Source organism: Lentzea sp. HUAS TT2 (assembly GCF_051853195.1).
In the GTDB taxonomy this organism is placed as follows: Bacteria; Actinomycetota; Actinomycetes; order Mycobacteriales; family Pseudonocardiaceae; genus Lentzea.
This window is the reverse complement of sequence record NZ_CP196667.1, coordinates 8,291,026-8,314,114: the sequence shown is the minus strand read 5'-3', so window position 1 is coordinate 8,314,114 and position 23,089 is coordinate 8,291,026. Positions and strand designations below refer to the sequence as shown.

Below are 23,089 nucleotides of genomic sequence, written 5' to 3'. Positions count from 1 at the left end.
CGTTTGCAAGTACCACCAACTCTTGATCGAATCGCCGTCAACCACACCCAACCTGTTCGCCGCCTGACGAACAGATGCGGTGCTCTCGGGGCTCGCCAGTCTGTTGGTAGTAGGAAAGTGCCTGTTGATGTTGAGTTGGTGGTGAGCCTTTTCCATCCTGATCTTGCTGGTCACAAGATCGGATCGGTGTAGCTCGACGGCCTTGAACATGGCGAAGCCCCTGGTAGCACTGGCATCACGACCAAGATCAACCGATGCCGACCAGGAGCTTCGTGTGTTGTTCTATCCGTCCGTGATCACGTTGTCCAATCGCACCCTGGACTACGTCGCACGCCTGATCCGCCGCCACCGCACCAGCATCGGGTCCCGCTGGCGCCGCCTGCCCAGCAACCGCCAGGCCCTGCTGGTGCTGGCGCATTTACGCAACGGCGACACCTACCAGCGCCTGGCCACCGGGTTCGGCATCGGCCTGGCCACCGCCTACCGCTACATCCGCGAGACCACCGACCTGCTCGCGGCACGAGCACCCAGCCTCACACACGCGGTCGCCCGGCTGGCCGGATCGTTCTCCAACTACGCGCTACTGGACGGCACCGTCATCCGCATCGACCGCGCCGGCGACCGTGAGCGCCTGAAAGCCTGCTACAGCGTCAAAACCCGCCACCACGGCATCACCGTGCAGATCCTGACCGACCCCTACGGCCGGCTCGCCTGGGTCTCCGACGGACTCCCCGGCTCGGTCTACGACCTGACCGCCGCCCGCACCCACGGCATCCTCGACACCTGCCGTGACGCCGGGCTCCACCTCGTCGCCGACCGCGGCTACATCGGCGCCGGCGAGGGCGTTCATCTGCCCTACCGCCGCTACAAAAACGAGTTCACCCCAGGCAGACGCGCCGCCAACCGCGCACACTCCGCCATCCGCTGCCTCGTCGAACGCGGCATCGCCACCCTCAAGAACTGGCGCGTCCTCACCCGAGTCCGCGCCAGCCCCCACCGAGTCACCCACTACGCCCGCGCCATCCTCACCCTCGAACAACGCACCCGATCATGAAGATGGAAAAGGCTCGGTACTTGCAGACGCCATCAGGGCCAGGCGCGGGGCCGCTCGGGCGAGTAACGGACACAACTTCTGGCAACAGGCTTAGCCGTGCGGACTTTCGAGCGGTGGTCGAGACACCGCCTTCACGAGGTGAGAGGGCAGGGGATCAGAGCCCAGACGGATTTCCCGATCGCGTGTTGAACCACGCCCCACTGCTTGGCGAGCCGGTTCACGATCACCATGCCTCGTCCTCGCGGCGAGTCGGATGAGGACTGTCGCAGAACGGGCGCGGTCGCTGAAGCGTCGTCGACCGAGATCGTGACGACACAGGGCTTGGCCGACCTGTTCAGCCGGAGTCGTGCCGGGAACCGCGAGTGGTCGTAGACGTTCGAGACGAGCTCGGTCACGACCAGCAGCACGTCGACGAGCTCGTCCGGGTGCAGACCGGCCAACGTGGACCGCGTCCACCTGCGAACCCCGCCCAGATCAGCGACCTCACCGTTCAGCTCCAACACCTGCACCTGGTCGGAAGAGGCATCGGTGTTCATCGATCTCACCCCCCTTTCGTGGTCAGGTACTGGGCGGGTGCCCGCTCGTTCTGGCGATCAACCGCTCGCGACGTGTGAACCTGATCTGCGGTGCCGCCGTCGCGGTTCAACCAGCGGCATCGGCCACGGCCAGACGATCACGGGGCCCGGCGCTCCCGCTCGGCAAGGTCGAGTGCGATGGCACAAGTGGCGCGCCCCTAAGATTGCGCGGCTCAACGCGTGTTGAGCACGGCGCCTTCGCGTCGTGGTCAGGGGAGGTGCCGTGAACGCGGGTCTGGATGCCGGGGCAGGGCCTGGCGGTCCTTCGCTGCGCCGGTGGTCGGTGTGGATCTCGCTGGCGCTGGTGGTGGTGCTGCTGGGAGCGACCACGGCCGTGCTGCTGGCCATCGGCGAACTTTCCCGGGCGCGGTCACGGCTGCTGGACGTGGTGGGTCCCGCTGTGGTCAGCGCGCAGCAGCTCGGCACGGACCTGGTCGACCAGGAGAACGGGCTGCGGGGGTACGTGCTCAGCGGCAGCGCCGACTTCCTCGCACCCTATGAGAACGGCCTGGGGCGGCAGAGCGCGGCGCGGGGGACCGTTGCCACCTTGAACACCCCGAAGGTGACCGAGAGCGTGGCCGCGCTGGACGAAGCGATGTCCGCGTGGCGCAGCGAGTACGCCGATCCGACGATCGCCGCGGTTCGCGCTGGGCTCCCGGTGCCGGACGAGGCGGCCGGCAAGCAGCGGTTCGACGCGGTCCGCGTCGCGCTGTCCACGTTGCAGGCCGAGTTGGCGGTCCAGCGTGCCGAAGGACGTGCCGCGCTCAACGACTCGGCCACCAGGATGGCGGTCACCTGCATCGTCGCCTTGGCCGTGCTGCTGATCGCCGTGCTGGGCTGTGTCGCCGCCGTGCTCGTGTACGTCGTCGGTCCGGTGAGCAGGCTGCGTGAGCACGTCGGGCTGGTCGCCGGTGGCGACTTCGCCCACACGGTCACCGCGACCGGTCCGCTGGAGCTGCGCGCACTGGGCCGCGACGTCGACACGATGCGCACCCGCATCGTCGACGAGCTCGGCCAGACGAAGGACCAGAACGCGGCCCTGGCCACCGCGACGGAGGACCTGCGCCGTTCCAACGCGGAGCTCGAGCAGTTCGCCTACGTGGCCTCGCACGACCTGCAAGAACCCCTGCGCAAGATCGCGAGCTTCTGCCAGCTGCTGCAACGGCGCTACGGCGGGCAGCTCGACGAACGCGCCGACCAGTACATCGACTTCGCGGTGGACGGCGCGAAACGCATGCAGGTGCTGATCAACGACCTGCTCGCGTTCAGCCGGGTCGGCCGCCTCCGCGACAAGCACGTGACCGTGACCGCCGGCGAGCTGGTCGACGAGGCCCTCCGCAGCCTCGCCCACACGCTGGAGGAGTCCGGTGCCCAGGTCGAGGTGGGCACCCTGCCGCAGGTTCAGGGCGAGGCCAGGCTGCTCGCCGGCGTCTTCCAGAACCTGATCGGCAACGCGGTGAAGTTCCGCACCGAGCAGACCCCGCACGTGCGCATCGACGCCGAGCCCGGCGAGGACGACATGTGGGTGTTCTCGGTGCGCGACAACGGCATCGGCATCGAACCGCAGTACGCCGAGCGGATCTTCGTCATCTTCCAGCGACTGCACACCAAAGACCAGTACAGCGGCACCGGCATCGGCCTCGCGATGTGCCGCAAGATCGTCGAGTACCACGGTGGCCGCATCTGGCTGGACACCGAGACCACCAGTGGCACCACCATCCACTTCACGTTGCCGCGAGCTGAGGCGAAAGCGGCGACGCCCACCGAGTAGCGACGTGCAGCTACAACCGCGCCGACGCGTCCTGCCCGTTCTCGAAGTACGACACCAGTTCCGGGGCGAGGTCCGGCACCTCGTGCGGGACACCCCCGGCGCGGAGCGACTCGGTGGCCCGGACACCGGCGGCGACGGCCATCCGAGCGGCAACGGGTGAGGTGTCCGTGACGCCGCCTTCCCTGGCGAAACGCAGGAACTCGTCCACGAGGAGCGGATCTGCGCCGCCGTGCCCGTCGTCCTCCTCGGCGTCCGGCACGGGGTACTGGACGTCGGCTTCGCTGTAGGACGGGCGGCGGGAGTTCCAGACCTTCACCACGGCGCCGGGTCCGTCGCCGAAGTTCTCGAGGCGGCCGGCGTCACCGATGACGGTGTAGTTGCGCCAGTAGTCCGGGGTGAAGTGGCACTGCTGATAGGCGGCCAGCACTCCGCTGTCCAGACGCAGGTTGACCAGTGAGACGTCCTCGACGTCGATGACGGGGTTCAGTCCGCGCTGGGTGTGCGGTGGCCAGTTGCCGTTCTGGTCGTGCCAGTCGGCGTGCTTGGGTTCGCCGGGCTGGCGGCGGTGCGGGTTGTCGCCGTAGACCATCAGGTCGCCGAAGGCCTGCACCTGCCGGGTGTAGCTGTTCGCGAGCCAATGCAGGACGTCGAGGTCGTGGCTGGCCTTCTGCAGCAGAAGTCCGTTGGTGTAACGGCGTTCGGCGTGCCAGTCCTTGAAGTAGTAGTCGCCGCCGAAGCCGACGAAGTGCCGCACCCACACCGTTTTGACCTCGCCGATCTCGCCCCGCGTGATGATGTCGCGCATCAGGCGCACCACCGGCATGTGCCGCATGTTGTGGCCGACGTAGAGGCGGCTGCCCGTCTCGTAGGCGGTGCGCAGCAGTTCGTCGCACCGCTCTATCGAGATGTCCAGGGGCTTCTCGACGAAGACGGGCTTGCCCGCTTTGAGGGCCTGGCACGCGAGGTCGGCGTGGGTGTGGTCGGGGGTGAGGACGATGACCGCGTCCACGTCCGGGGACTCGATCACCTCCCGGTGGTCGGCGGTGACCAGTGCACCGGGGAAGGTCTCGTCCGCCTCCGCACGCATGGCCGGGTCGTGCTCGGCCAGTGCGACGACGAGGCTGCCCGCGCCGGGGCGGTGGGCGATGCGGGCGATGGACCCGCGGAGCCCGAAGCCGAGGACGCCGAGACGGAGGTCGCGGTGGAGATGGGTGTTCATGGGAAAGCCTTCCGCACGGCGCGAATGGTGGTGGAAGGCGGCCCGGGACCGGACGCCCCGGGCCGCCCGTCGATCAGCTCACGGTGATCTTGTCGATGTCCGGTGCCCAGCCGGAGGGATTCGAGATGGTGACGGTGTTTCCGCGCCCGGCGCGCAGGTTCAGCGACACGGTGGTGGTCCTCGTCGTGACCCAGTCCGGAGTGGACGGAAAGCTGACGGTCTGAGGAGTCAGGTCGTTGGCCTGGATCCTGGCGGAACGGGACTCCTGGCTGGTGTAGTGCAGCGTCACGGTGCGCGTGCCACCGGCGCCACCGTCGACGTTGTTGAACCTGAGGGTGCCGCCGTTGCCGATGTAGCCGACCTTGCTGCCGCCGGAACATCCGCCGCACGCGCTGGTGACGGCGCCGCCGGCCAGGGTGTTGCCCGCGGCTTCGGCCTCGTAGCTGCCCGCCGACTGGCCGGCGCCGACGGTCATCGCGCCGAGGTCGAGCCAGCCGTCGGCGTTCTGGCCGGCGTTGGCGAAGCGCAGTTTCTTGGCGTTGGCGTTGATCGTCTCAAGTGGATTCTTGGCCTTCAGGACGAGCCGGTAGCCGCCGGTGTTCAGACCGGACAGGTCGACCGGGGCGTCGAAGTACCTGGCGTAGCCGAAATCCCGGTACGTGGGGTCGGCGCCGACCTGCCAGTCGGGGAAGGCGCGGATGCGGGTGGGCTGGACCTGCCGCAGGTCCCAGGAGGTGTCCCACGTCCTGACCAGGTTGCCGGCCGCGTCCTTCAGGCCGAGGCTGACGGTCCAGGGGTAGTAGAACGGGGCCACACCGGTGTTGTCGATCTGGACGCCCACCTTCGTGGTGCCCTGCGCCGTGTTGTGGAAGTAGGCGTTGCGGACGGTGAGGTTGTAGCCCATCAACCGGACCGCGGCGGCCACGTTGGGATCGGTGGGGGAGTACTCCAGGCTGCGTTCGTTGATCTTCCACGTGGTGTGCTCGAGCTCGATGCACGCCTTCATGTTGTCGACGGGGCCGGAGCCTCCCGGCCAGCCGGCGAACGCGACGGACTGGATCTCCGGGCGGACCTCACCGCCCATCGACGCCGTGGTCCACCGGTTCTCCACGCCGTGTTCCAGGGCCTTCTGCAGCTGTGCCCAGGGCGCGCCGCCCATGGAGACCGGCAGCGTCACCCCCTGACCGCCTTCGCGGTAGCAGAACGAGTCGTCGTGGTAACCGATGCGCGGCAGGTTGTCGGCGGCACCGCCCGCGTTGTCCGCGTAGCGCAGTTCGAGCCTGGTGCGGGTGAACGCCCGGTTGTAGGTGTTGAGGATGTCGGCGGCGTTCGCGTCGGTGGGCATGTAGTTGGGATAGGTGTCGCCCGACGTGTCGGTGTCGTAGGGCCAGGTGTGCCACTCACCCCACAGGCCGATCAGTCCCAAGTGGATGTAGCCGAGCCGGGGGTCACCGTCGTAGCGCGCGCCGAACGCGGTGATGAAGTTCTTGAGCCCGGTCATCAGGAACGGGTTGTCGTAGTCGGGGCTCGTGGTGTCCCAGTAGGCGTTGTGCCGCATGGGGACCTGCCCGTTGAAGCACGCGGGGACGGCGTTGCCGGGGTGGGTGCCTGTGCCGCCGCCGGGATACTCCATGTACAGGCGGATCGCCGCGTGGTTGCCGGCCGCCGCGATGGTGTTGAGCGCGTTGTCCACGATGCCCCAGTTGTAGCTGGAGCAGTTGTTCGGGTCCGTCATGACCTCGGACAGGCCGAAGTAGGCCCACGTCAGCGAGAGCGGGTAGCCGGCGTTCGGGTCGGTGCCCGGCTGCAGGAAGCGGGCGAACCCCTTGAGCGGGTTGTCCAGCGGCGCGTCGGCGGTGGCGAGGGCGTGGACGGGCAGGCTCGGATCCGGGGCGGGGCCGGGGGCGGGCCGGTCGGGAACGCCCTGCGCGGACAGGTCCGCGGCCTGGGTCGACACGGGCGTCACGGCGGGCAGCAGGGCAACGGCCGCGGCGCACAGTGCGGCCACCAACCTCCGGCGTCTGGGCGTGGCGGTGGACATGGCGCGACCTCCAGGGGGATGAGGAGAGAGGCAGGGTCCCAAATAGTTCCGCTTGAGGATTGACAAAGTTTCACTATTCCTCATCAATATGTAGCAACAGCGCCCCACTGGCAAGAGGTGAGGTGCGAAGGTCCCGATGCGGAGGCGTGTCCATGAGCGCCAGCAAGACCGCGACACCGCGGCGACGCGATGATCGCAAAGTGTTCGTGGACGCCGGCACACCCGCTGTACCGCCGCGGCGGCGCGACGACCGCAAGGTGGCGTGGCTGTTCCTGGCTCCGGTGCTGGTGGGCTTCGCGCTGTTCTACGCGTACCCGACCGTTCTGGGCGTCTACTACTCGCTCACCGACTACGGCATGCTGGCGGCGCCGAACCTCGTCGGCGCGGAGAACTACCGCGACCTCGTGGACGACGACAAGTTCTGGAACGCGCTCAAGGTCACCGGCTACTACGTCGTGCTGAACATCGTTTCGCAGACCGTGCTGGCGCTCGCCCTGGCCACGTTGATGCACCGCCTGACCCAGTCGGTGGCGATCCGCGCGATGCTGCTGGTGCCGTGGCTGGTCCCGAATGTCACGGTGGGCCTGCTGTGGATGTGGATGCTCGACGCCAACCTCGGCTTCATCAACCACGCCCTGGGCGCGATGGGGCTGGGCGCCACAGGTTTCCTCACCTCGCCGACGTGGGCGATGCCGACCGTCGCGGGCATCAACACCTGGGCCTACGCGGGCTACACGGCTCTGCTGCTCTACGCCGGAATGCTGCAGATTCCCCGGTATCTCTACGAAAGCGCCTCTTTGGACGGCGCCGGCGAGTGGCGGATGTTCACCCGCATCACGCTGCCGCTGCTGCGCCCGGTGCTGGCCCTGGTGCTGGTGGTCTCCCTGATCGGCTCGTTCCAGATCTTCGACACCATCGCGGTCACCACCAAGGGCGGGCCGGTCGGCGCCACCAGGGTCATCTACTTCTACATCTACGAACAGGCGTTCACGAACTTCCGCATGGGTTACGCCTCCGCCATCGCCGTGGTGCTCGCGCTGGTGCTCGGGGTCCTGACCGCCGTGCAGATGCGGCTGCTGCGCGCTTCCCGCTCGGACCTGGCATGAGGAGAGTCCCCATGACACCCGCCCGCACCCGGATGCCGCTGGGTCGGATCCCGTTGGGCCGGATCGCCGCCTGGGCGTTGCTGGCCGTAGCGGCCGTGGCGACCATCTTCCCGTTCTACTGGATGGTGCGCACCGCGCTCACGCCCGCGGCCGACCTGTACACGGACGGTGTGGGCCTGCTGCCGGACAACCCGACGATGGTCAACTTCCTGCGCGTGCTCGGGCTGACCAGCCAGCAGGAGGCACGGGCGGCCGGTGGTTCCGGGGCCAAGGTCGACTTCCTGCGCTACCTGCTCAACTCGTTCGTCTACTGCGGACTGATCACGGTCGTGCAGACGCAGTGCTGCGCGATGGCGGGCTACGCGTTCGCCCGGCTCCGCTTTCCCGGCAGGGACCTGGTCTTCGGCGTGCTGATCGCCGCGCTGATGGTGCCGCCGATCTTCACCCTGCTGCCCAACTTCGTGCTCGTGAAGAACCTCGGCTGGCTGAACACCTTCGCGGGCATGGTCGCCCCGAGCGTGCTCATGACCCCGTTCGCGGTGTTCTTCCTGCGCCAGTTCTTCCTGTCGATCCCGCGTGAGATCGAGGAAGCGGCCACATTGGACGGTGTGGGCGGCTGGGGCATGTTCTGGCGCGTGGTGCTGCCGATGAGCCGCGGCCCGTTGCTCACCATCGGGCTGACCACGGCGGTGTGGTCCTGGAAGGACTTCCTGTGGCCGTTGCTGACCGGCCGTGACGAGAAGACCAGGGTGCTGACGGTCGCGCTCGGGATCTTCCAGCAGCAGTCGCCCAACACCCAGCCCGACTGGACCGGGCTGATGGCCGGTTCGACGCTGACGGTGCTGCCCGTGCTCGTCCTGCTGATCTTCCTCGGCCGCCGCCTGGTCGAGTCCCTCAACTTCACCGGCATCAAGTGAGCCGGCCCGACCCGAGAGGCACATCCACCATGCGATCCACCCGACGGCGCGCCGGCGCCCTCCTGCTGAGCCTGGCCCTCACCGCACCCCTCGCCGCCTGCTCGAGCGGTGGCGACGGTGCCGCAGGTGCGACGACGCTGGACTACTGGCTGTGGGACGACCGGCAGCAGGCCGCCTACCAGGACTGCGCGGACGCCTTCCACGCCGCGAACCCGGACATCACCGTCAAGATAACGCAGACGGCCTGGGCCCAGTACTGGCAGAACCTCACCACCCAGCTCGCCTCGGGCGACGCCCCCGACGTGTGGACCAACCAGAGCACCTACTACCCGCAGTTCGCCACCCAGAACCAGCTCCTGGACGTGGAACCGTTCGTCAAGCGCGACAACGTCGACCTGTCCGCCTACCAGCCGGGCCTGAGCGAGGTGTGGGTCAAGGACGGCAAGCGGTACGGGTTACCGAAGGACTGGGACACGATGGCTTTGGTGGTCAACACCGGCCTGCTCGGCAAGCAGGGCGTCGACCCCGCGCAGCTGGAGAACCTCAGCTGGAACCCGACCGACGGCGGCACGTTCGAGCAGGTGATCGCCAAGGCCACGGTGGACGCCAACGGCCGCAACGGTCTCGACCCCGCCTTCGACAAGAACAGCGTTCAGGTCTACGGGTTCCTGCCCGAGTGGGCCGACGGCGCCAACGGGCAGAACGGCTGGGCGATCTTCGCCGCTGCCAACGGGTTCAGCTACCTCGACAAGAACCCGTGGGGCACCCACTACAACTACGACGACCCCAAGCTCGCCGAGACCATCGGCTGGTTCAAGCGCCTGATCGACAAGGGGTACGCGCCGCGTCTCGACAAGCAGTCCAGCGTCGCCAACTCCGAGCTCCTCATCGCGGGCAAGGGCGCGATCACGATCGCCGGCTCGTGGACCATCCTCACCTTCACCGACCCGAAGGTGAAGCAGGAGCTGGCCTTCAAGCCCCTGCCCACCGGACCGCAGGGCCGCAAGAGCTCCATCAACGGCCTGTCCGACGCCATCTGGGCCGGCAGCGAGCATCCGGACCAGGCCTGGAAGTGGGTCAAGTACCTGGGCTCGTCCGACTGCCAGGACCGCGTCGCCCAGCGCGCCGTCGTCTTCCCCGCCATCACCGACGCCAGCCAGAAGGTGGATGCCGCGCACCAGGCAGCGGGCCGGGACGTGCACGCCTTCACCGACGCCGCGAAGAAGGACACCTTCCTGCTGCCCGTCACGGAGCACGGCACCGAGCTCAACCCGATCGTCCAGGACGCCATCCAGTCCGTGATCCTCGGCGACGCCAAGGCCGCGGATGCGTTGAAGGAAGCCAACGACAAGGTCAACGCCCTCTTCAAGTAGCCAGTACGTCGTTCCGCGAGAGGACACCCATGGCCCAGTTCCTGACCGTCGGCGGCCGCACGTTCGGCGCCGAGCTCGAGGGCAGCGCCGTGCCGCGGCTCGTCAACGGAGGCCTGCTGCTGCCGCCCGGGAGGGTCGCGCTGCTGCACGGTCTCGGCGACGCGTTGTTCTACCGGCACGGACACAACTCCTGGAGTCCGTGCGGATGGCGCCGTCTCTCCGACGTCCCCCTGCGCATCGCCAGTGCGGAGCGCCGTCTCACGGCGGACGACACCACGTGGGACGACCCCAGCCGCCACCACTCGTCCGCGGTCGCCGCCCTGGAAGGACCCGACGGGAAGGTTCTCCTCCTGGGGGCACTGGGCCTGGGGGTGCCCCGGCTCGCCGCCGACCGGGACACCCTCGTCGGCTGGTACGAGTCCGGCGGGGCCCCGTGGCTGCTCGCCTACGGCGACGAGGACGAGGTCTTCACGGCCTACGCGGAACACCTCAGCACACGCCTGGGACGCAGCACCAAGCGCGCAGGCAACGTGTGGTGCAGCTGGTACGCGTACTACGAGAACATCACCGAAGAACTGCTCGCCAAGGACGTCAAAGCCTTGCAGGGCCTGCCTTTCGACGTCGCCCAGATCGACGACGGCTGGGAGGAGCAGGTGGGGGACTGGCACGCCAACGGCAAGTTCCCCGCCGGGATGCGCGCGCTGGCCGAGCGGATCACCGACGCCGGACTTCGGCCCGGCCTGTGGCTGGCCCCGTTCATCGTGCACCCCGACTCGCGGACGGCGCGCGAACGACCGGAGCTCCTGCTGCGCGACGAGGGCGGAGCACCGGTCGTCGCGGGGAACAACTGGGGGACCGGGTACTGGACGCTCGACCTCACCCTGGGCTCGGTGCAGGAGCACCTGCGGGAGACGATCCATCGCGTGACCCACGAGTGGGGGTTCACCTACCTCAAGCTCGACTTCCTCCAGGCCGGCACCACACCGGGGGCCCGTTCCACCGCCGTGGACCGCGAGGAGGCGTACCGGTCCGGCCTGCGCGCCATCCGGGAGGCCGCGGGGGAGGAGGCCTACCTGCTGGCCAGTGGCGCGCCGCTGCTGCCCTCGCTCGGCCTGGTCGACGGGCTGCGCAGCGGCCCCGACGTCGCCCCGATGTGGGACCACTACGCCACGCAGGACCCCTCGGACGCCTTGGCGCGCAATGCCGTCGTCAACACCCTGCACCGCCTGTGGCACGCGCCGCTGCTCGAGGTCGACCCGGACGTCGTGTACTTCCGCAGCCGCCTCAACCTGCTCACCGATCAGCAACAGGGCTGGCTGCGCGACCTGGCCGACATCTGCGGCTTCCGCGCGATCTCGGACCCGCCCGGCTGGTTGCGTCCCGACGAGCTGGAGGCGATGACCCGGTACCTGGACCACCGGCCCGGCATCCGGAGGCTGGGGCGCTACCGGTTCTCGCTCGACGGCCGCGAGGTCGACTTCGCCCCGGCGGTCGACCCGGACGTGGAGCAGGTGTATCCGATCGCTTGAGCCCGGCGCGCGACCGGACTTAGTAAACTGCGTAGCATTATTCAGAGGTGGCTACGCGCTTTTCAGAGGGGCACAGCATGGCGATGAGCGGAACGGACCTCTCCCGGATGCGGGAGCTGAACCAGCTGTCCGTCCTGTGGGCCCTGCGTGGCACCGCGCCCTCGACCGTCACCGAGCTCGCGGGCCGGACCGGCCTGTCCCGGCCCGCGGCGGACGTGCTCGTGCAGCAGCTGGTGGCCGACGGCTGGGCGGAGGTCGAGGTGCCGGGGGCCAGCAGCACGGTGGGGCGGCCCGCCCGGCGCTACCGCTTCCGCGCCACCGCCGGACACGTGCTCGGCATCGACATCGGCGTGCACAAGATCCTCGTCATGCTCTGCGACCTGGAGGGGAACCTGGTCGGGTCGCTGCGCCGCCCCGCCGACCCGCAGGCCGGTCCCGACGAGCGGCTCGCGGCCGTGGACCAGACGATCGACGACGTGCTGAGCGAGGCAGGCATGGCGGCCCCCGACCTCTGGGCGATCACCGTGGGGGTGACCGGCCCGGTCGACGAGAACGGGCGCACGATCGTCTCCACCCCGCTGCCGGGGTGGCGCGACGCCGATCCCGTCGCCCACCTGCGGACGCGGTTCACCTGCCCCATCAGGGTGGAGAACGACTGCAAGCTCGCCGCGGTCGCCGAACGCTGGAAGGGCGTCGCCCAGGACGCGGAGGACATCGTCTACCTGCTCGCCGGGCTGCGCACCGGCGCGGGCCTCATCATCGACGGCACCCTGCGCCGCGGGCACGGCGGTGTGGCGGGGGAGATAGGAGCACTCAAGGCGGTGCGGTGGCTCAACGCGCCGGACCACCTCACCGCCTACCCCGGAGCGCCCTCGGGGGCCAAGCCTGGCGAGGCCGCAGCGTGGGTCTTCCAGGCCGCGCGGGAGGGCGACAGCGCGGCGAAAACGGCCGTGCAGCGCTACATCCGCGACCTCGCCGTCGGCGTCGCCGCGCTCGTGCTCACCCTCGACCCGCAGATCGTCGTCTACGGCGGCGGGTTCTCCCGTTCCGCCGACCTCGTCCTCGACCCGTTGCGCCGCGAGCTCGCCAAACACTGCCTGCGCGTACCGGAACTGCGCGCGTCCACTTTGCGCGACGAAGGTGTCGCATTGGGAGCGCTGCGGCTGGCCCTGGACCAGGTCGACAACACGTTGCTCAGCAGCCAGCTCGCAGCGCCGGTCGCACCCCAGTTCTCCTGACGCTGTCCGGTCAGACCCGCACGACCTCGACACCGCGCTCGCGGAACCTCCCGACGTCGTCCTCGCCGACACCGGTGTCGGTGATCAGCACGTCGATCTCCGGCGTCGTGCAGATGGAGGCGAACGCGCGCGTCCCGATCTTGGACGAGTCCGTCACGACCACGACCTTGCCGGCCCGCCCGGCCAGCAGCCTGTTGATCGCCGCTTCTCCCTCGTGGTGCGCGGAAGCACCGGCGACAGGGTCGATCGCGTCCACGCCGAGGAAGGTGATGTCGAGGCTCAGTTCGCTGAGGATCCTCTCCGCCAACGGGGACATCAGCTCGTAGGACTTGGCCTGCGCCACACCACCCGTCACGACGAGCTTCACCTGAGGACGTACCGAAAGCTCGCTGGCGATGTTCAACGCGTTGGTCACCACCGTGATCACGGCATCGCCCTCCGACCGCGCGACGAGCGTTCGTGCGACCTCGGTCGTCGTCGTCCCGCCGTTCAGCCCGACCACCGCGCCAGGCCACACCATCTCCGCCGCCGCCCGCGCGATCCGCTGCTTCTCCTCCGCGTGCCGCACCGTCTTGTAGCGCAACGGGAGGTCGTAGGCGACAGCGTGGGACACGGCGCCGCCGTGCGTCCGGGTCAGCAGCCGCTGTTCGGCGAGATGGTCCAGATCCCGGCGGATCGTCGCACCCGAGACGTGCAGCCGCTCCGAGACCTCGTCCACCTCGATGCGCCCTCGCTCGCCGAGGATCTCCAACAGCGCGTTCAGCCGCTCGTACCTGTTCATCGACGCCTCCGAGCGACCATCACTGCGGGGTGATCGCGGCCAGAGCCGCACCCCGGCAGCCCGCCATGCCACCGAGCGTCGCGCGGACCAACCGAGGCTCGCGCTGGAAGGTCAGGCGCGCCGACAGACCTGTGGCCAGTGGTTCGAGCAGGAGCCGGTCGGCGCCGGACAGTCCACCTCCCACCACCACGACCTCGGGAGCGAGCACGCTCGCCGTCCAGGCCAGTGCCGTGACCAGCCCCTCGACGGCCTCCTCCCACACGCGGACCGCCTGAGGCTCACCCGCCTCGACCCGGCGCGCGACATCGACGGCGCCGGCCACTTCCCGGCCCGTGAGAGCCGTGTAGCGGCGGGCGATGGCCGACGCGGAGGCGACGGCCTCCAGACACCCCGTGCTCCCGCACAGACAACGCTCGCCGTGACCGACGTCCACGTGCCCCAGTTCGCCGGCGTACCCGTCGCCGTCGTGCACGTGTCCGTCGGTCACGAGAGCGGAGGCGATGCCGGTGCCGATCGGGACGAACAACATCGTGCGCGCGCCACGGCCGCCGCCAAGCAGGTTCTCCGCCAGCGCACCGGCACGCACGTCGTGGGTGAACGCGACAGGCCGCCCGAGGCGATCGGTGAGCAGGTCGGCGAACGGCACGTCCCGCCAGCCCAGGTTCTCCGAGAACACGCCGACACCGCGCCGCTCGTCCACGATGCCGGGCACCGCGACGCCGACAGGGCCGGACGGAAGTTCTGCTGCCAGAGCGCTGACCGCGTCGAGGACTTCCGGCACCACGGAAGGACCCCGTCGGGGTGTCGGACGCGACCGCGTTTCGAGCACGGTCCCTGCGTCGTCGACGAGCACCGCTTTGATGGCGGTGCCACCGACATCCACGCCGAGCACTGCCACGGAGTCCCCGATCTGATCGAAGATGCTCATTTGATGCGCCAAGTATGCAGTTGTGCACACCGGTCAATCAAGGTGCGGTCACGGCCACCACGACTGAACGTTCTCCGCCGCCCGCAGGAGCCGTACCGCGGTGTCCGGCCCACCGAGCGCGCACAGGCTCGGCAGGTTCGCGCCGAGGATCTCGAAGCTGTCGTTGCGGCGGTTCTTGCTGAGCACACTGCGCAGAACGTCCAGGTAGAGCCGGCCGTCGGACAGTTCGGCCGCACGGGTCAGCAACGCGCACGACGTGTGGAAGTCGGGTCTGCCCAGGGAAAGGACAACGGGAAGCTGGTCTGCGGACAGGTGAGGGACCAGTTCGGCCAGCGCGTCGCCGCCTGGGTGGAAGCTCGTGCAGAACGCCTCCAGCGCCGCGTCGATCACCAGAGTTCGCTCCTCTGCAGGAAATTGCTCGACGAGTGCACTGAGCACTGTTGCGCGGCGGCCGTCGTCCGAGATCGCCATCCCGGCGGTGAACGCTTTCCGCCGCAGATCCGGTGACAGGTGCGGGGTGAGGGCGGCCAGCGCGTCCACGCCGTGCAGGAACTCGTTGTCGTTCCAGGAGTCCAGGTCGTCCGTGATCGTGGTGAGAGCCCTCGTCAGGACCGGCTCTCCGGAGCGCACGGCCACGGCCGCGAGCACTTTCGCCCGCGGTCCCGGTCTGGAGAACGTCTCGACAAGTGCTTCAGCGCGAGGCAGTGCGGCCACGGGGAGGACGGAAATGGCTTCCTGCAACAGGAAACTCCGCGGGTTCTCCTCATCCGGGTCCACCTGCTCGACGACGGAGAAGAAGAGCGGGACGTGGTCCGTGGTGAGGTGGGGCGCGAGGTCGGCTAGTGCGATGGGCGGCAGAACCCGTTGTCGTGCAACCACTTCCCGCAGCACATCCGTCACCACGGTGGGACGCTGGTGATCGGGCAGGTGTGGCAGGAGAGCGATCAGCGCGTTGAGCCGGGAGGTGCCTTCCAACCCGTACGCGACGGCAAGTGCGCAATAGCGGTCCGGCATCGACAACCGGGGCGCCAGCCGGCTGAGCAGCTCACGTTCCAGGGAGTACGACGTGCGCCTGAGCAGGTCGGGCAACCGCGGCAGGACCGCCAGCTCCGGATGCCCGGCCAGGGCCACCACCAGGCCCGGCGCGGCCTCGTCCAGCAACGGCTCCAGCTGGTCCGCAGGGAGGAACGGCAGCGCTCCGTCGAGCACGCGCAGCATCCCCCGTCTGCCTTCGCGATCGGTGAGCCATTCTCCGGTCACCCGTGAGACCACCACACGACGTTCGTCCTTCGGCAGGTGCGGGACCAGCGCGACGGACAGCGCGATCAGGCTGTCCCGGTCGCCGATCTCACTGGAGGCCGCCAAGGCCGACGCCACAGCGGCGCGCCGCTGTGGCGTCGGCAGGTACCAGCTCAGATTTATCAACGCGTATGCGTTCAACGGACGGGGAATGGTCGACTCTGCCAGCTCCACCGCGAGAGCGAGCTGATCCGGTGGCAGTAGTGGGCCGAGTTGCTCGAGGAGAGCCGCACTTTCCATCGGCGGCATTCTCCGTGCCGCGTCCAGTAACTGGGGAAGCAGAGCGGCGGGCAGGTGCCGGGCGAGTGCCACCAGAGGCTTGGTGTCGGAGGGCCCGTCCGACTCCGCTGTCTCCACTACCAACCGGACCGCGTCATCGAGCACTGCGGCGAGCTCTTCGACTGGCAGGTGTTCCGCGAGAGCAGGGAGCAGGCGGGCACGCGTGTGCCACCCGTCCGCGCTGGCGATCGTGCCCACCGCGGCGACTCGCTGTTCTGCTGGGAGGAAGGGAACGAGATCGGCAAGCAGTGTCATCCGCGTTTCCGGGTCGTCCACGGCTTCGACCGCACGACGCAGCTCGACGATCTGCTCCTCGGTCATCAGGGCGGCGAGGCGCGTCCTGTGCGAGAGCGACCGGTCCTCGGTGCCGAGTTCCCGGAGCGCACTTCGTCGCATCTCTGACCGCTCCGGCTCCGGCAGGAGGCCGAGCTCGTCCAAGACCGCACCGATCCTGGCCGTGAAGACCAGCTCCTGGGCGAACCTGGAGGAGAAGCGGGCTATGCCAGACATGGGCAGATGGTGGTACAGGTTCTCGGCGTCCTGGTCGGTGAGCAGCACCGCCGCCGGGAGTGTCCGGCGGCGCTGGTCCTCCGACAGGTACGGCGCCAAGGCGACCAGTGTCGTGTGCCGCAGGCTCGCGTCCTCCAGGGTCGCGACTGCCGAGATGACCTGATCCAGTTGCGCGATCGTGAGATGGGGCGCCATCGTCGTCAGTGCGCTCCGCTTGGCCTTGGGCGAGGTGAGCGCCAGGGCCGCGGCGATCATCTGGTCACGCACCTCCGCCGGCAGGTGTCCGGCGAGGTGGGCCACCGCGGTCGTGCAGAGTTCTGGATCGGTGATCGAGCCGGCGACGGTCAGCGCCTCCTTCAGCGCGTCCATCCGTGGCGCCTTCGGCAGAAACGGCAGCAGCGCAGCCAAAGTCACCACGTGGTCGTACGGAGAGGGCGTGCGGCGGGCGTAGCTGATCGTCCGTTGTGGACTCCACACGTTCGTCGACGCCATCGCGCACAGGAGATCGAGCGAGATCCTCGCGGTGAGGTCGCCGATCGACGCGATCATCAGGAGGTAGCGCAGTTCCGACGACAGACTCGGCGCGACGCCGGTTGCGGACAGCTCGGCCTCGGTCGCGGTTCCGTGCCACCACCGCGCGAGTTTCAGGTCGTCCACGTACCTGTCGAGGCTGTTGGCGTTGTCGTGCGCGGTTAACCACGTCGGCTTGCCGTCGGCCTCCTCGGACAACAGCGTGTCGAGGTCGCCGGCCCGGCCCGCCAGCAGTAGATGGCTCGGCAGGTGACGCAGGGCGTAGGAGTCCCTGGTGGCCAGGCACTGGTCCGTGATCTGGTTGTGCGCTGCCAGCACCGCGGGACCGAGCAGATCCGACCAGGCCTGCTGCTCCTCGCTCTGCGCCGGCACCGAGGCCGTGAGCACTTCACGCAGGCTCGCGTGATAGATCTCGAACAGCCGCGGCGATCCCGGAAACGCGGTCAGGAACGGCCGGAGTCCGCCGAGACACCACCGTTCCACCCGATTCCGGTCAGCACCGGCGAGTCGCGCCAGGGCGTCCAGCGGCAGCGCCTCACCGGCCACCGCCAACGTCGAGACGAGCGGCAGCACCGTGTTGTGCCAGTGCTCGTCGTCGCGCCAGCGGGCCAGCTGCGCCAGGTAGTAGGACGACAGGTCACCGGGGAGGTCAGCGAGGTCCTCGGGCTGCCGCAGGCCGAGCCGGATCTCCTCGAGCACGTACCTGAGGTAGATCCACACACCGCCGCACCGCGCCGCCAACTCGTCGACCGGCACCCCGGCCGGAGCGTGCTGGAGCAGATGTGCCCGCAGGTCCTGGAGGTTCTCGTCGCCCAGCGCGGACAACCGCAGGACGGCACGCGGTGACTCGCAGCGCGCGGGCGTGCTGCCGGTGCGGAAGGTGCCGACGACGTAGACGCCGGCCGGCAACAGGTCAGGCAGTCCCCACGGCTGCGGCCGGGTCTCTGCCTCATCGGCACCGTCAACGAGCAGCACGACCTTCTCGCCGGAGTCGCTCGCGGCCGCGGTGGCCTCCGACAGCAGCTGTTCGAACCCGCCCGGCGTGCTCGCCCAGGAGGGCAGCGTCCGATCCGGTACCAGGTGCCACAGGTCGTACCGGACGATCAGCTGGGCGGCGAGGTTCTGCAGGCCGGCGTGGACCGATCCGCCCTCCGCGTACCGGGAGAAGTGGCAGATCCAGTCACGTTCCTGCGCCAGGTGCGCCGCCAGCGCGGTCTTGCCCATACCGGCGTCGGCCTCGACCCACACGTAGCCGCAGGGGTGTGCGTCGAGGAAGGCGTCGATCCTGGCGATCAACCACGTGCGGCCGGTGAAGCCGTTGGTGAGCGCACTCGCGACCACAGGACTCTGGTCGCGCACGGCCATGTTCACCGGGATCGCCGCAACGGCGGGACTTGTGATGGTCAGCTCGCCGGCCTGAACCACGGTCCCGTAGTTCGTGCCGGTGAACACGTTATGGACGTGGTCGGCCACACGACCAGTATGGCGTCCGGCGAGGCGCCGGTACTGCGGGCACGGGGTCTCGGTGCGCCGCGGTACTGGGCTGAGGGGTCAGCGCAGGGCGCGGAGGCCGTGCGGACCTCGTCGCAGAAGAGCGCGGGCTGCTCCCAGTCGGCGAAGAAGTTGAACTTGTTCTCCCAGTAGAGCCTGCCGGAACTGACGCCTGTGTTGGTCCGCCATAAGAGGGTGATGTTGTCGAGCACGTCGTCGCGGGACAACCCTTCGGTTTGACCGGCGAAGACCCGGGAGATCAGCGCCATGCTGGCGGCGTCGTGGTCGAGCAAGAAGGTGGCCAGGGCGATCGGTGAGTCGGACAACCCGGTCAGGGTCTGCGGGCGGTCACCCATCATGCCGGCGTAGCCGATGTGCTTGTAGAGCGTGACCAGCTGCGCGCAGGTGGCCTTCTCCTCGGCTGACAACCCCGGCGGGAGCGGGCTTCCGGTGACCACAGCCGCCTCGACGGCCGGCGGGATGACCCCGGCCATGGTGGTGTGGATGCCCAGCAGGCCAGGCCTTGGCGATCCGGTCGGGACCCCAGCCGGTGGTGGTCGGCCGCTGCGAGAACCCGTAGCCCGGCATCGACGGGATCACGAGGTGGAAGGCGTCGGAGGCCTGGCCGCCGTGCGTGACGATCGGCGGCAACGCGTTCTCGTGCTTGGAGCGCACGTGGACGAAGTGGATGTCGAGTCCGTCGATCTCCGCCAGCGCCTGGCTGGTCGCCAGCTGGACGCCCTGCGACTGGTCGGACACAGGAGCGCGAGTTTTCTCGACCGAGTCAGGGTCGATCTGGTTGACCGGCCCGTTCTCGAAGACCACCCGCTAGTACGACGGCGAGATTTCGTCCACGTGGAACTGGGTTGTAGCCACCGATGCTGCCTCCTTCGACCTGGAGGCCCAGCTTCGCCTCCAGCAGACTCCGCGCGCACCAGTCGTTCTCACTGGTATTTCGCCGAAGGTCGTCGGGGCAGCTGCTGCACCGACTGTGCCTTACGCACCGTGACTATCATTCGCCCCCTTTCCCCGTCTTTCACCGCACACGTCCGAATGGTGGGCAACGTCAACCGTCAAGAGCGGTGAATCGCTTCACGCCAATGGCGGGCGAGTGGGCGAGACGTCCTTCCTTACGTTGGATGGCGGAACCCAGAAGTTCCATTCTTCGCACCCTGCAAGCGAGGAGAACCCATGTTCAGGAAAGTCGTCCTGTCCGTCGCGCTCGCCGCGGCCACGACCTTCATCGCACCCCTGACCGGCCAGGCGTCGGCGGCCGAGGGCCCGATCAACGCGGCTGCGGTCAACGTCTACTACGACACCAGCAGCGCACCCACGTTCGCGAGCGCCATCCGGCAGGGCGCGGCGAACTGGAACGCCCGAGTGAGCAACGTGAAACTGGTGGAGAACCGCAGCGCGGCCACCCTGCGCTACCGCGAGGGCAACGACCCGCGCGGTTCGTACGCCTCCACCAACGGCCACGGCAGCGGCACCATCTTCATCGACTACACGCAGGCGCGGCAGTACTACGTCACCCGCATCACCGCCCACGAGACCGGGCACGCCCTCGGCCTGCCCGACCACTACAGCGGCCCGTGCTCGGAGCTGATGTCGGGCGGCGGTCCGGGCACGTCGTGCACCGTCGCGTCGCCGAACTCGACCGAGGCTGCCAGGGTGAACTCCCTGTGGGCCAACGGGTTCTTCGGCGCCTACGAGTGGAAGACGATCTACGAGCAGGTCCCGGTCCACTCCTGATCACGCACGACCGCGGGGCCCGGGTCCCTTGTGGACCCAGGCCCCGCACCTGCCACCGAGTTCAGTGACCGAAGACGACCAGGAAGACGGTCACGACGGCGAGGAGGTAGGCCGGGTAGGCGATGCGTGCCGCCCTGGCGAGGGTCTGCTCCGTGCTGTCGCGGTTCGTCGTGACGAGACGCTTGCGCAGCATGGCGATCAGCACGCAGGTGGCGGCCAGCAGGATGAACGCGTAGTAGCCCCATTCCAGAGCCACGATGTAACTGATCTTCGGCAGTTGGGCCGTCACGTTGTTGAGCAGCACGGCGGTGCTCAGGATCGCGGTGACCCCCATCGACACCGGTGGGCCGCCGTCGGACGGCTTGAAGAACAGGGACAGGTACGTGACGCAGATCAGCAGCACCAGCGGAAGCAGGTTCTTGACCAGGAACGGCAGGGTGTCCCGATCGAGGGAGATCTCGGCCGCGTACTGGCTGTAGTAGATGCCGTTGGCCGCTCCCGCGCCCTGGCCGTCGCCCAGCGCGTCGCTGCTGCCGACGGTCTGCCGGAAGAAGCGCACCGACGAGGCGAGCCAGTTCGGGACCTGGTTGATGTCGGCGCCCGCGTCGGCACCACTGCGCAGGTAGTCGCGCGGGTCCTGGTCGAGGATCTCCTTGTCGGTCACGTAGGACACCTGGTCCGCGGTGCGGGTCCTGTTCTGCAGCAGGACGGTGAGCTGCTGGTGGTCGAACGGGAAGTCGTGGAACTGCAGGCCGGTCTTGAAGCGGTCGGCAACCCGGTGGAGCCGGTAGGTCTGCCCGTTCTCGGTCACGTTGCGCAGCGGCTCCCCGAGCTTGAGGTCCGGCTTGACCGCGTTGACGAACTGCACGTCGGCCGCCGCGTGGTCGCCCGCGTACTTCAGCCACACGAAGAAGTCGACGAAGTACGTGCCGTCGGTGGTGTCGAGGTCGCGGACCTCGTTGATGTTGATCCCGGTCGCCACCACCTGCCTGATGCTGAGGTACCGGTTCTTGACCGCGATGACCCGTCCCTGCGCCAGGTCGTCTTTCAGCGCGTCGTCGCTGAGCGGGTCGTAGATCGTGAACTGCGTCGGTGCCGAGACGAACCTCGAGCCGTCGCTGGTCACCACCGACACCGGCATCTGCGCCGACCCGCTCGCGTTGAAGTACAACGGTCCCAGCAAGGCGGCGAAGGAGTTCTTGCGGTCCTTCAACGACGCCCACGAGTCACGCACCCGCCTCCGGTCCTCCGCCCGGTCCGCCTCGCCGAAGCCGAGCCCGGCGGTCTCCATCGCGTGCAGCCCCACGTTCACGGCCTGGCGGGCCGTCGCGGCCTGCCACGAAGGACGTTCGTGGTACCGCTGGGCGTAGTCGTCCGCCCAGACCTGCGCGGGACCGGACAGCGAGTCCTGGGCCAGTGGAGTGCCCATGAACAGGTCGGCGGTGAGCGATCCGGGCCGGGCCTTCGCCGTCTCCCGTTCCACCAGCGCCGCGTGGAACGTCTGGGAGCTCAGCGAGGAGGTGCCGAGAACGGGTGCCGTGACGCCGGCGGACCGGAGTCCGTCGATCAGGTCGAGACCGTTCTTCTCCTTGAGGGCGAGCACGACGGGCGCGCCGGCGGCGCGTGCCTTCAACTCCGCGACGGCGGCCTCGACCGACTTCTTCCCGCGGTCCGCGGCGGTGGAGATCGCCACGGCGGCGGTCACCCTGCCGAACTCGCTGAAGGACTCCACAAAGGTCTCGTGACCCGATCGGCCGTCCTCGTCGTCGTCGTAGACCACGGCCGCGGTCTTCGAACCGAGAACGCGCGAGACGTACGCGGACAGGAAATCGCTCTGCGTGCGGTTGCCGAACATGCTGCGGAAGTACCAGTCGCTGCCATCGGTGATCCGGGGCGAGCTGGCCGAAGGTGTGATGGCCGGGAGCTTGGCCCGCTGGTAGATCGGAGCTGCCGCGAGTGCGGTGTCGCTGCTGCCGTGCCCCACGACGTACAGCACCTTGTTCTCGCGAACGATCTGCTCCGCGATGGCGACGGCTTTGTCCACCCTGTCCGCGTCGTCGTAGACGAGCAGTTCCACCGGATGCCCGTGCACACCGCCCGCGGCGTTGACGGTGTCGAGGTGCATGCGCACAGCACGTTCCATGTGCGCCGATGTCAGCGCGTTGTCCGCGGTCATCCCGGCCACCAGTGCGACGTGGACGGGCTCGCCCTGCCCGTCTCCCGATGCCGTCCACGCACCCAACGAGGAGAGCAGGACCATCGCCGCGGCACCCGCGGCGATCCACGACCACCGGCGCCTTCCGCCGGTTCCGCCGGTGACCTCTGCCGCCGGGGGCGGCGGATCGACCAGGTCGGCGACCTCGGCAGGTGGAGTGGGAGACACCGAGCCCAACGCCTTGCGCGCACGGCCGGTCGCCGGGTCTGCCTTCAGCGCGTACGCCCGGTTCAGGCAGAACAGCCGCTCGCCGTCGTCGCCCGCCACTTCGGCGAACCAGCGCCAGGCGGGCTCGTACTGGTCGTTCTTCGCCAGAGCGGCACCCAGCAACGCGCGGGCGTGGCCCCGGTCGGAGTGACGTGACTCGATCGCCTTTCGTGTCAGGGCAACCGCGGTTTCGGGCGTTTCGGGCACGGACAGGACCTCCGGATCTCAGCTGAGCCGACGGTATGCGGGTCCGAGTTTCCCGATGGATGAACC

The 23,089-nt window shown here is 68.7% G+C and carries 17 protein-coding genes; 8 read left to right on the top strand and 9 right to left on the bottom strand.

Annotation, left to right across the window (positions count from 1 at the left end; translation table 11 throughout):
• The first annotated feature begins 274 nt into the window (after positions 1-274).
• Positions 275-1,054, top strand: coding sequence for a transposase family protein (locus ACSHWB_RS39455; RefSeq protein WP_439657970.1), 780 nt, complete (start codon positions 275-277; stop codon positions 1,052-1,054).
• Between the two features lie 131 nt (positions 1,055-1,185).
• Here ACSHWB_RS39455 and ACSHWB_RS39450 read toward each other — a convergent pair whose 3' ends face one another.
• Positions 1,186-1,590 (bottom strand): ATP-binding protein, encoded by a 405-nt coding sequence (locus ACSHWB_RS39450; RefSeq protein ID WP_439658415.1) that lies wholly within the window; start codon positions 1,588-1,590, stop codon positions 1,186-1,188.
• Between the two features lie 262 nt (positions 1,591-1,852).
• Here ACSHWB_RS39450 and ACSHWB_RS39445 point away from each other — a divergent pair, with 262 nt between their 5' ends.
• Positions 1,853-3,400, top strand: a complete 1,548-nt coding sequence (locus ACSHWB_RS39445) for a sensor histidine kinase (protein WP_439658414.1) — start codon at positions 1,853-1,855, stop codon at positions 3,398-3,400.
• Positions 3,401-3,410: 10 nt separating this feature from the next.
• Here ACSHWB_RS39445 and ACSHWB_RS39440 read toward each other — a convergent pair whose 3' ends face one another.
• Positions 3,411-4,619, bottom strand: coding sequence for a Gfo/Idh/MocA family protein (locus tag ACSHWB_RS39440; protein ID WP_439658413.1), 1,209 nt, complete (start codon positions 4,617-4,619; stop codon positions 3,411-3,413).
• Positions 4,620-4,692: 73 nt separating this feature from the next.
• Positions 4,693-6,660, bottom strand: a complete 1,968-nt coding sequence (locus tag ACSHWB_RS39435) for a DUF4832 domain-containing protein (RefSeq protein ID WP_439658412.1) — start codon at positions 6,658-6,660, stop codon at positions 4,693-4,695.
• A gap of 152 nt (positions 6,661-6,812) precedes the next feature.
• Between ACSHWB_RS39435 and ACSHWB_RS39430 the strand changes: the two genes are divergently transcribed.
• From ACSHWB_RS39430 to ACSHWB_RS39410, 5 genes are all read left to right on the top strand, one after another.
• A complete protein-coding gene (locus tag ACSHWB_RS39430) occupies positions 6,813-7,766 on the top strand; it encodes a carbohydrate ABC transporter permease (protein ID WP_439658411.1) in 954 nt (317 codons plus the stop codon).
• Between the two features lie 11 nt (positions 7,767-7,777).
• A complete protein-coding gene (locus ACSHWB_RS39425) occupies positions 7,778-8,683 on the top strand; it encodes a carbohydrate ABC transporter permease (protein ID WP_439658410.1) in 906 nt (301 codons plus the stop codon).
• A gap of 29 nt (positions 8,684-8,712) precedes the next feature.
• Positions 8,713-10,056 (top strand): ABC transporter substrate-binding protein, encoded by a 1,344-nt coding sequence (locus ACSHWB_RS39420; RefSeq protein ID WP_439658409.1) that lies wholly within the window; start codon positions 8,713-8,715, stop codon positions 10,054-10,056.
• A 29-nt stretch (positions 10,057-10,085) separates the two neighbouring features.
• Positions 10,086-11,585: a glycoside hydrolase family 36 protein gene (locus ACSHWB_RS39415; protein WP_439658408.1), complete on the top strand. Its 1,500-nt coding sequence runs from the start codon at positions 10,086-10,088 to the stop codon at positions 11,583-11,585.
• A 77-nt stretch (positions 11,586-11,662) separates the two neighbouring features.
• Complete coding sequence (locus ACSHWB_RS39410) at positions 11,663-12,823, top strand: ROK family protein (RefSeq protein ID WP_439658407.1); 1,161 nt, start codon at positions 11,663-11,665, stop codon at positions 12,821-12,823.
• Between the two features lie 10 nt (positions 12,824-12,833).
• Here the strand turns inward: ACSHWB_RS39410 and ACSHWB_RS39405 are convergent, their stop codons facing one another.
• From ACSHWB_RS39405 to ACSHWB_RS39385, 5 genes are read right to left on the bottom strand one after another with little or no spacing between them, the layout of a single operon-like run.
• Complete coding sequence (locus ACSHWB_RS39405) at positions 12,834-13,604, bottom strand: DeoR/GlpR family DNA-binding transcription regulator (protein ID WP_439658406.1); 771 nt, start codon at positions 13,602-13,604, stop codon at positions 12,834-12,836.
• 19 nt (positions 13,605-13,623) lie between these two features.
• Positions 13,624-14,532: an ROK family protein gene (locus ACSHWB_RS39400; RefSeq protein ID WP_439658405.1), complete on the bottom strand. Its 909-nt coding sequence runs from the start codon at positions 14,530-14,532 to the stop codon at positions 13,624-13,626.
• 48 nt (positions 14,533-14,580) lie between these two features.
• Positions 14,581-18,624, bottom strand: coding sequence for a hypothetical protein (locus ACSHWB_RS39395; RefSeq protein ID WP_439658404.1), 4,044 nt, complete (start codon positions 18,622-18,624; stop codon positions 14,581-14,583).
• On the bottom strand, positions 18,555-19,100 hold the full coding sequence (locus tag ACSHWB_RS39390) for a hypothetical protein (protein WP_439658403.1): 546 nt from the start codon (positions 19,098-19,100) through the stop codon (positions 18,555-18,557). The genes ACSHWB_RS39395 and ACSHWB_RS39390 overlap by 70 nt, the downstream gene beginning before the upstream one ends.
• Positions 18,991-19,467 carry an epoxide hydrolase N-terminal domain-containing protein gene (locus ACSHWB_RS39385; protein ID WP_439658402.1) on the bottom strand — a complete coding sequence of 159 codons (477 nt, stop codon included), beginning with the start codon at positions 19,465-19,467 and terminating at the stop codon, positions 18,991-18,993. Before ACSHWB_RS39385 ends, ACSHWB_RS39390 begins: the two co-directional genes overlap by 110 nt.
• Before the next feature lie 366 nt (positions 19,468-19,833).
• On the opposite strand from ACSHWB_RS39385, the gene ACSHWB_RS39380 reads away from it, so the two are divergent.
• Positions 19,834-20,394: a snapalysin family zinc-dependent metalloprotease gene (locus tag ACSHWB_RS39380; protein WP_439658401.1), complete on the top strand. Its 561-nt coding sequence runs from the start codon at positions 19,834-19,836 to the stop codon at positions 20,392-20,394.
• Positions 20,395-20,455: 61 nt separating this feature from the next.
• Here ACSHWB_RS39380 and ACSHWB_RS39375 read toward each other — a convergent pair whose 3' ends face one another.
• Positions 20,456-23,023, bottom strand: a complete 2,568-nt coding sequence (locus ACSHWB_RS39375) for an ABC transporter substrate-binding protein (RefSeq protein ID WP_439658400.1) — start codon at positions 23,021-23,023, stop codon at positions 20,456-20,458.
• Positions 23,024-23,089: the final 66 nt, after the last annotated feature.

What these genes read in the sequence shown, in the direction of transcription:
- ACSHWB_RS39405 (WP_439658406.1), bottom strand. Translation starts at nt 13,604, where the DNA reads ATGAACAGGTACGAGCGGCTGAACGCGCTGTTGGAGATCCTCGGCGAG.
- ACSHWB_RS39450 (WP_439658415.1), bottom strand. Translation starts at nt 1,590, where the DNA reads ATGAACACCGATGCCTCTTCCGACCAGGTGCAGGTGTTGGAGCTGAAC.
- ACSHWB_RS39415 (WP_439658408.1), top strand. Translation starts at nt 10,086, where the DNA reads ATGGCCCAGTTCCTGACCGTCGGCGGCCGCACGTTCGGCGCCGAGCTC.
- ACSHWB_RS39440 (WP_439658413.1), bottom strand. Translation starts at nt 4,619, where the DNA reads ATGAACACCCATCTCCACCGCGACCTCCGTCTCGGCGTCCTCGGCTTC.
- ACSHWB_RS39425 (WP_439658410.1), top strand. Translation starts at nt 7,778, where the DNA reads ATGACACCCGCCCGCACCCGGATGCCGCTGGGTCGGATCCCGTTGGGC.
- ACSHWB_RS39380 (WP_439658401.1), top strand. Translation starts at nt 19,834, where the DNA reads ATGTTCAGGAAAGTCGTCCTGTCCGTCGCGCTCGCCGCGGCCACGACC.
- ACSHWB_RS39430 (WP_439658411.1), top strand. Translation starts at nt 6,813, where the DNA reads ATGAGCGCCAGCAAGACCGCGACACCGCGGCGACGCGATGATCGCAAA.
- ACSHWB_RS39400 (WP_439658405.1), bottom strand. Translation starts at nt 14,532, where the DNA reads ATGAGCATCTTCGATCAGATCGGGGACTCCGTGGCAGTGCTCGGCGTG.
- ACSHWB_RS39435 (WP_439658412.1), bottom strand. Translation starts at nt 6,660, where the DNA reads ATGTCCACCGCCACGCCCAGACGCCGGAGGTTGGTGGCCGCACTGTGC.
- ACSHWB_RS39420 (WP_439658409.1), top strand. Translation starts at nt 8,713, where the DNA reads ATGCGATCCACCCGACGGCGCGCCGGCGCCCTCCTGCTGAGCCTGGCC.
- ACSHWB_RS39410 (WP_439658407.1), top strand. Translation starts at nt 11,663, where the DNA reads ATGGCGATGAGCGGAACGGACCTCTCCCGGATGCGGGAGCTGAACCAG.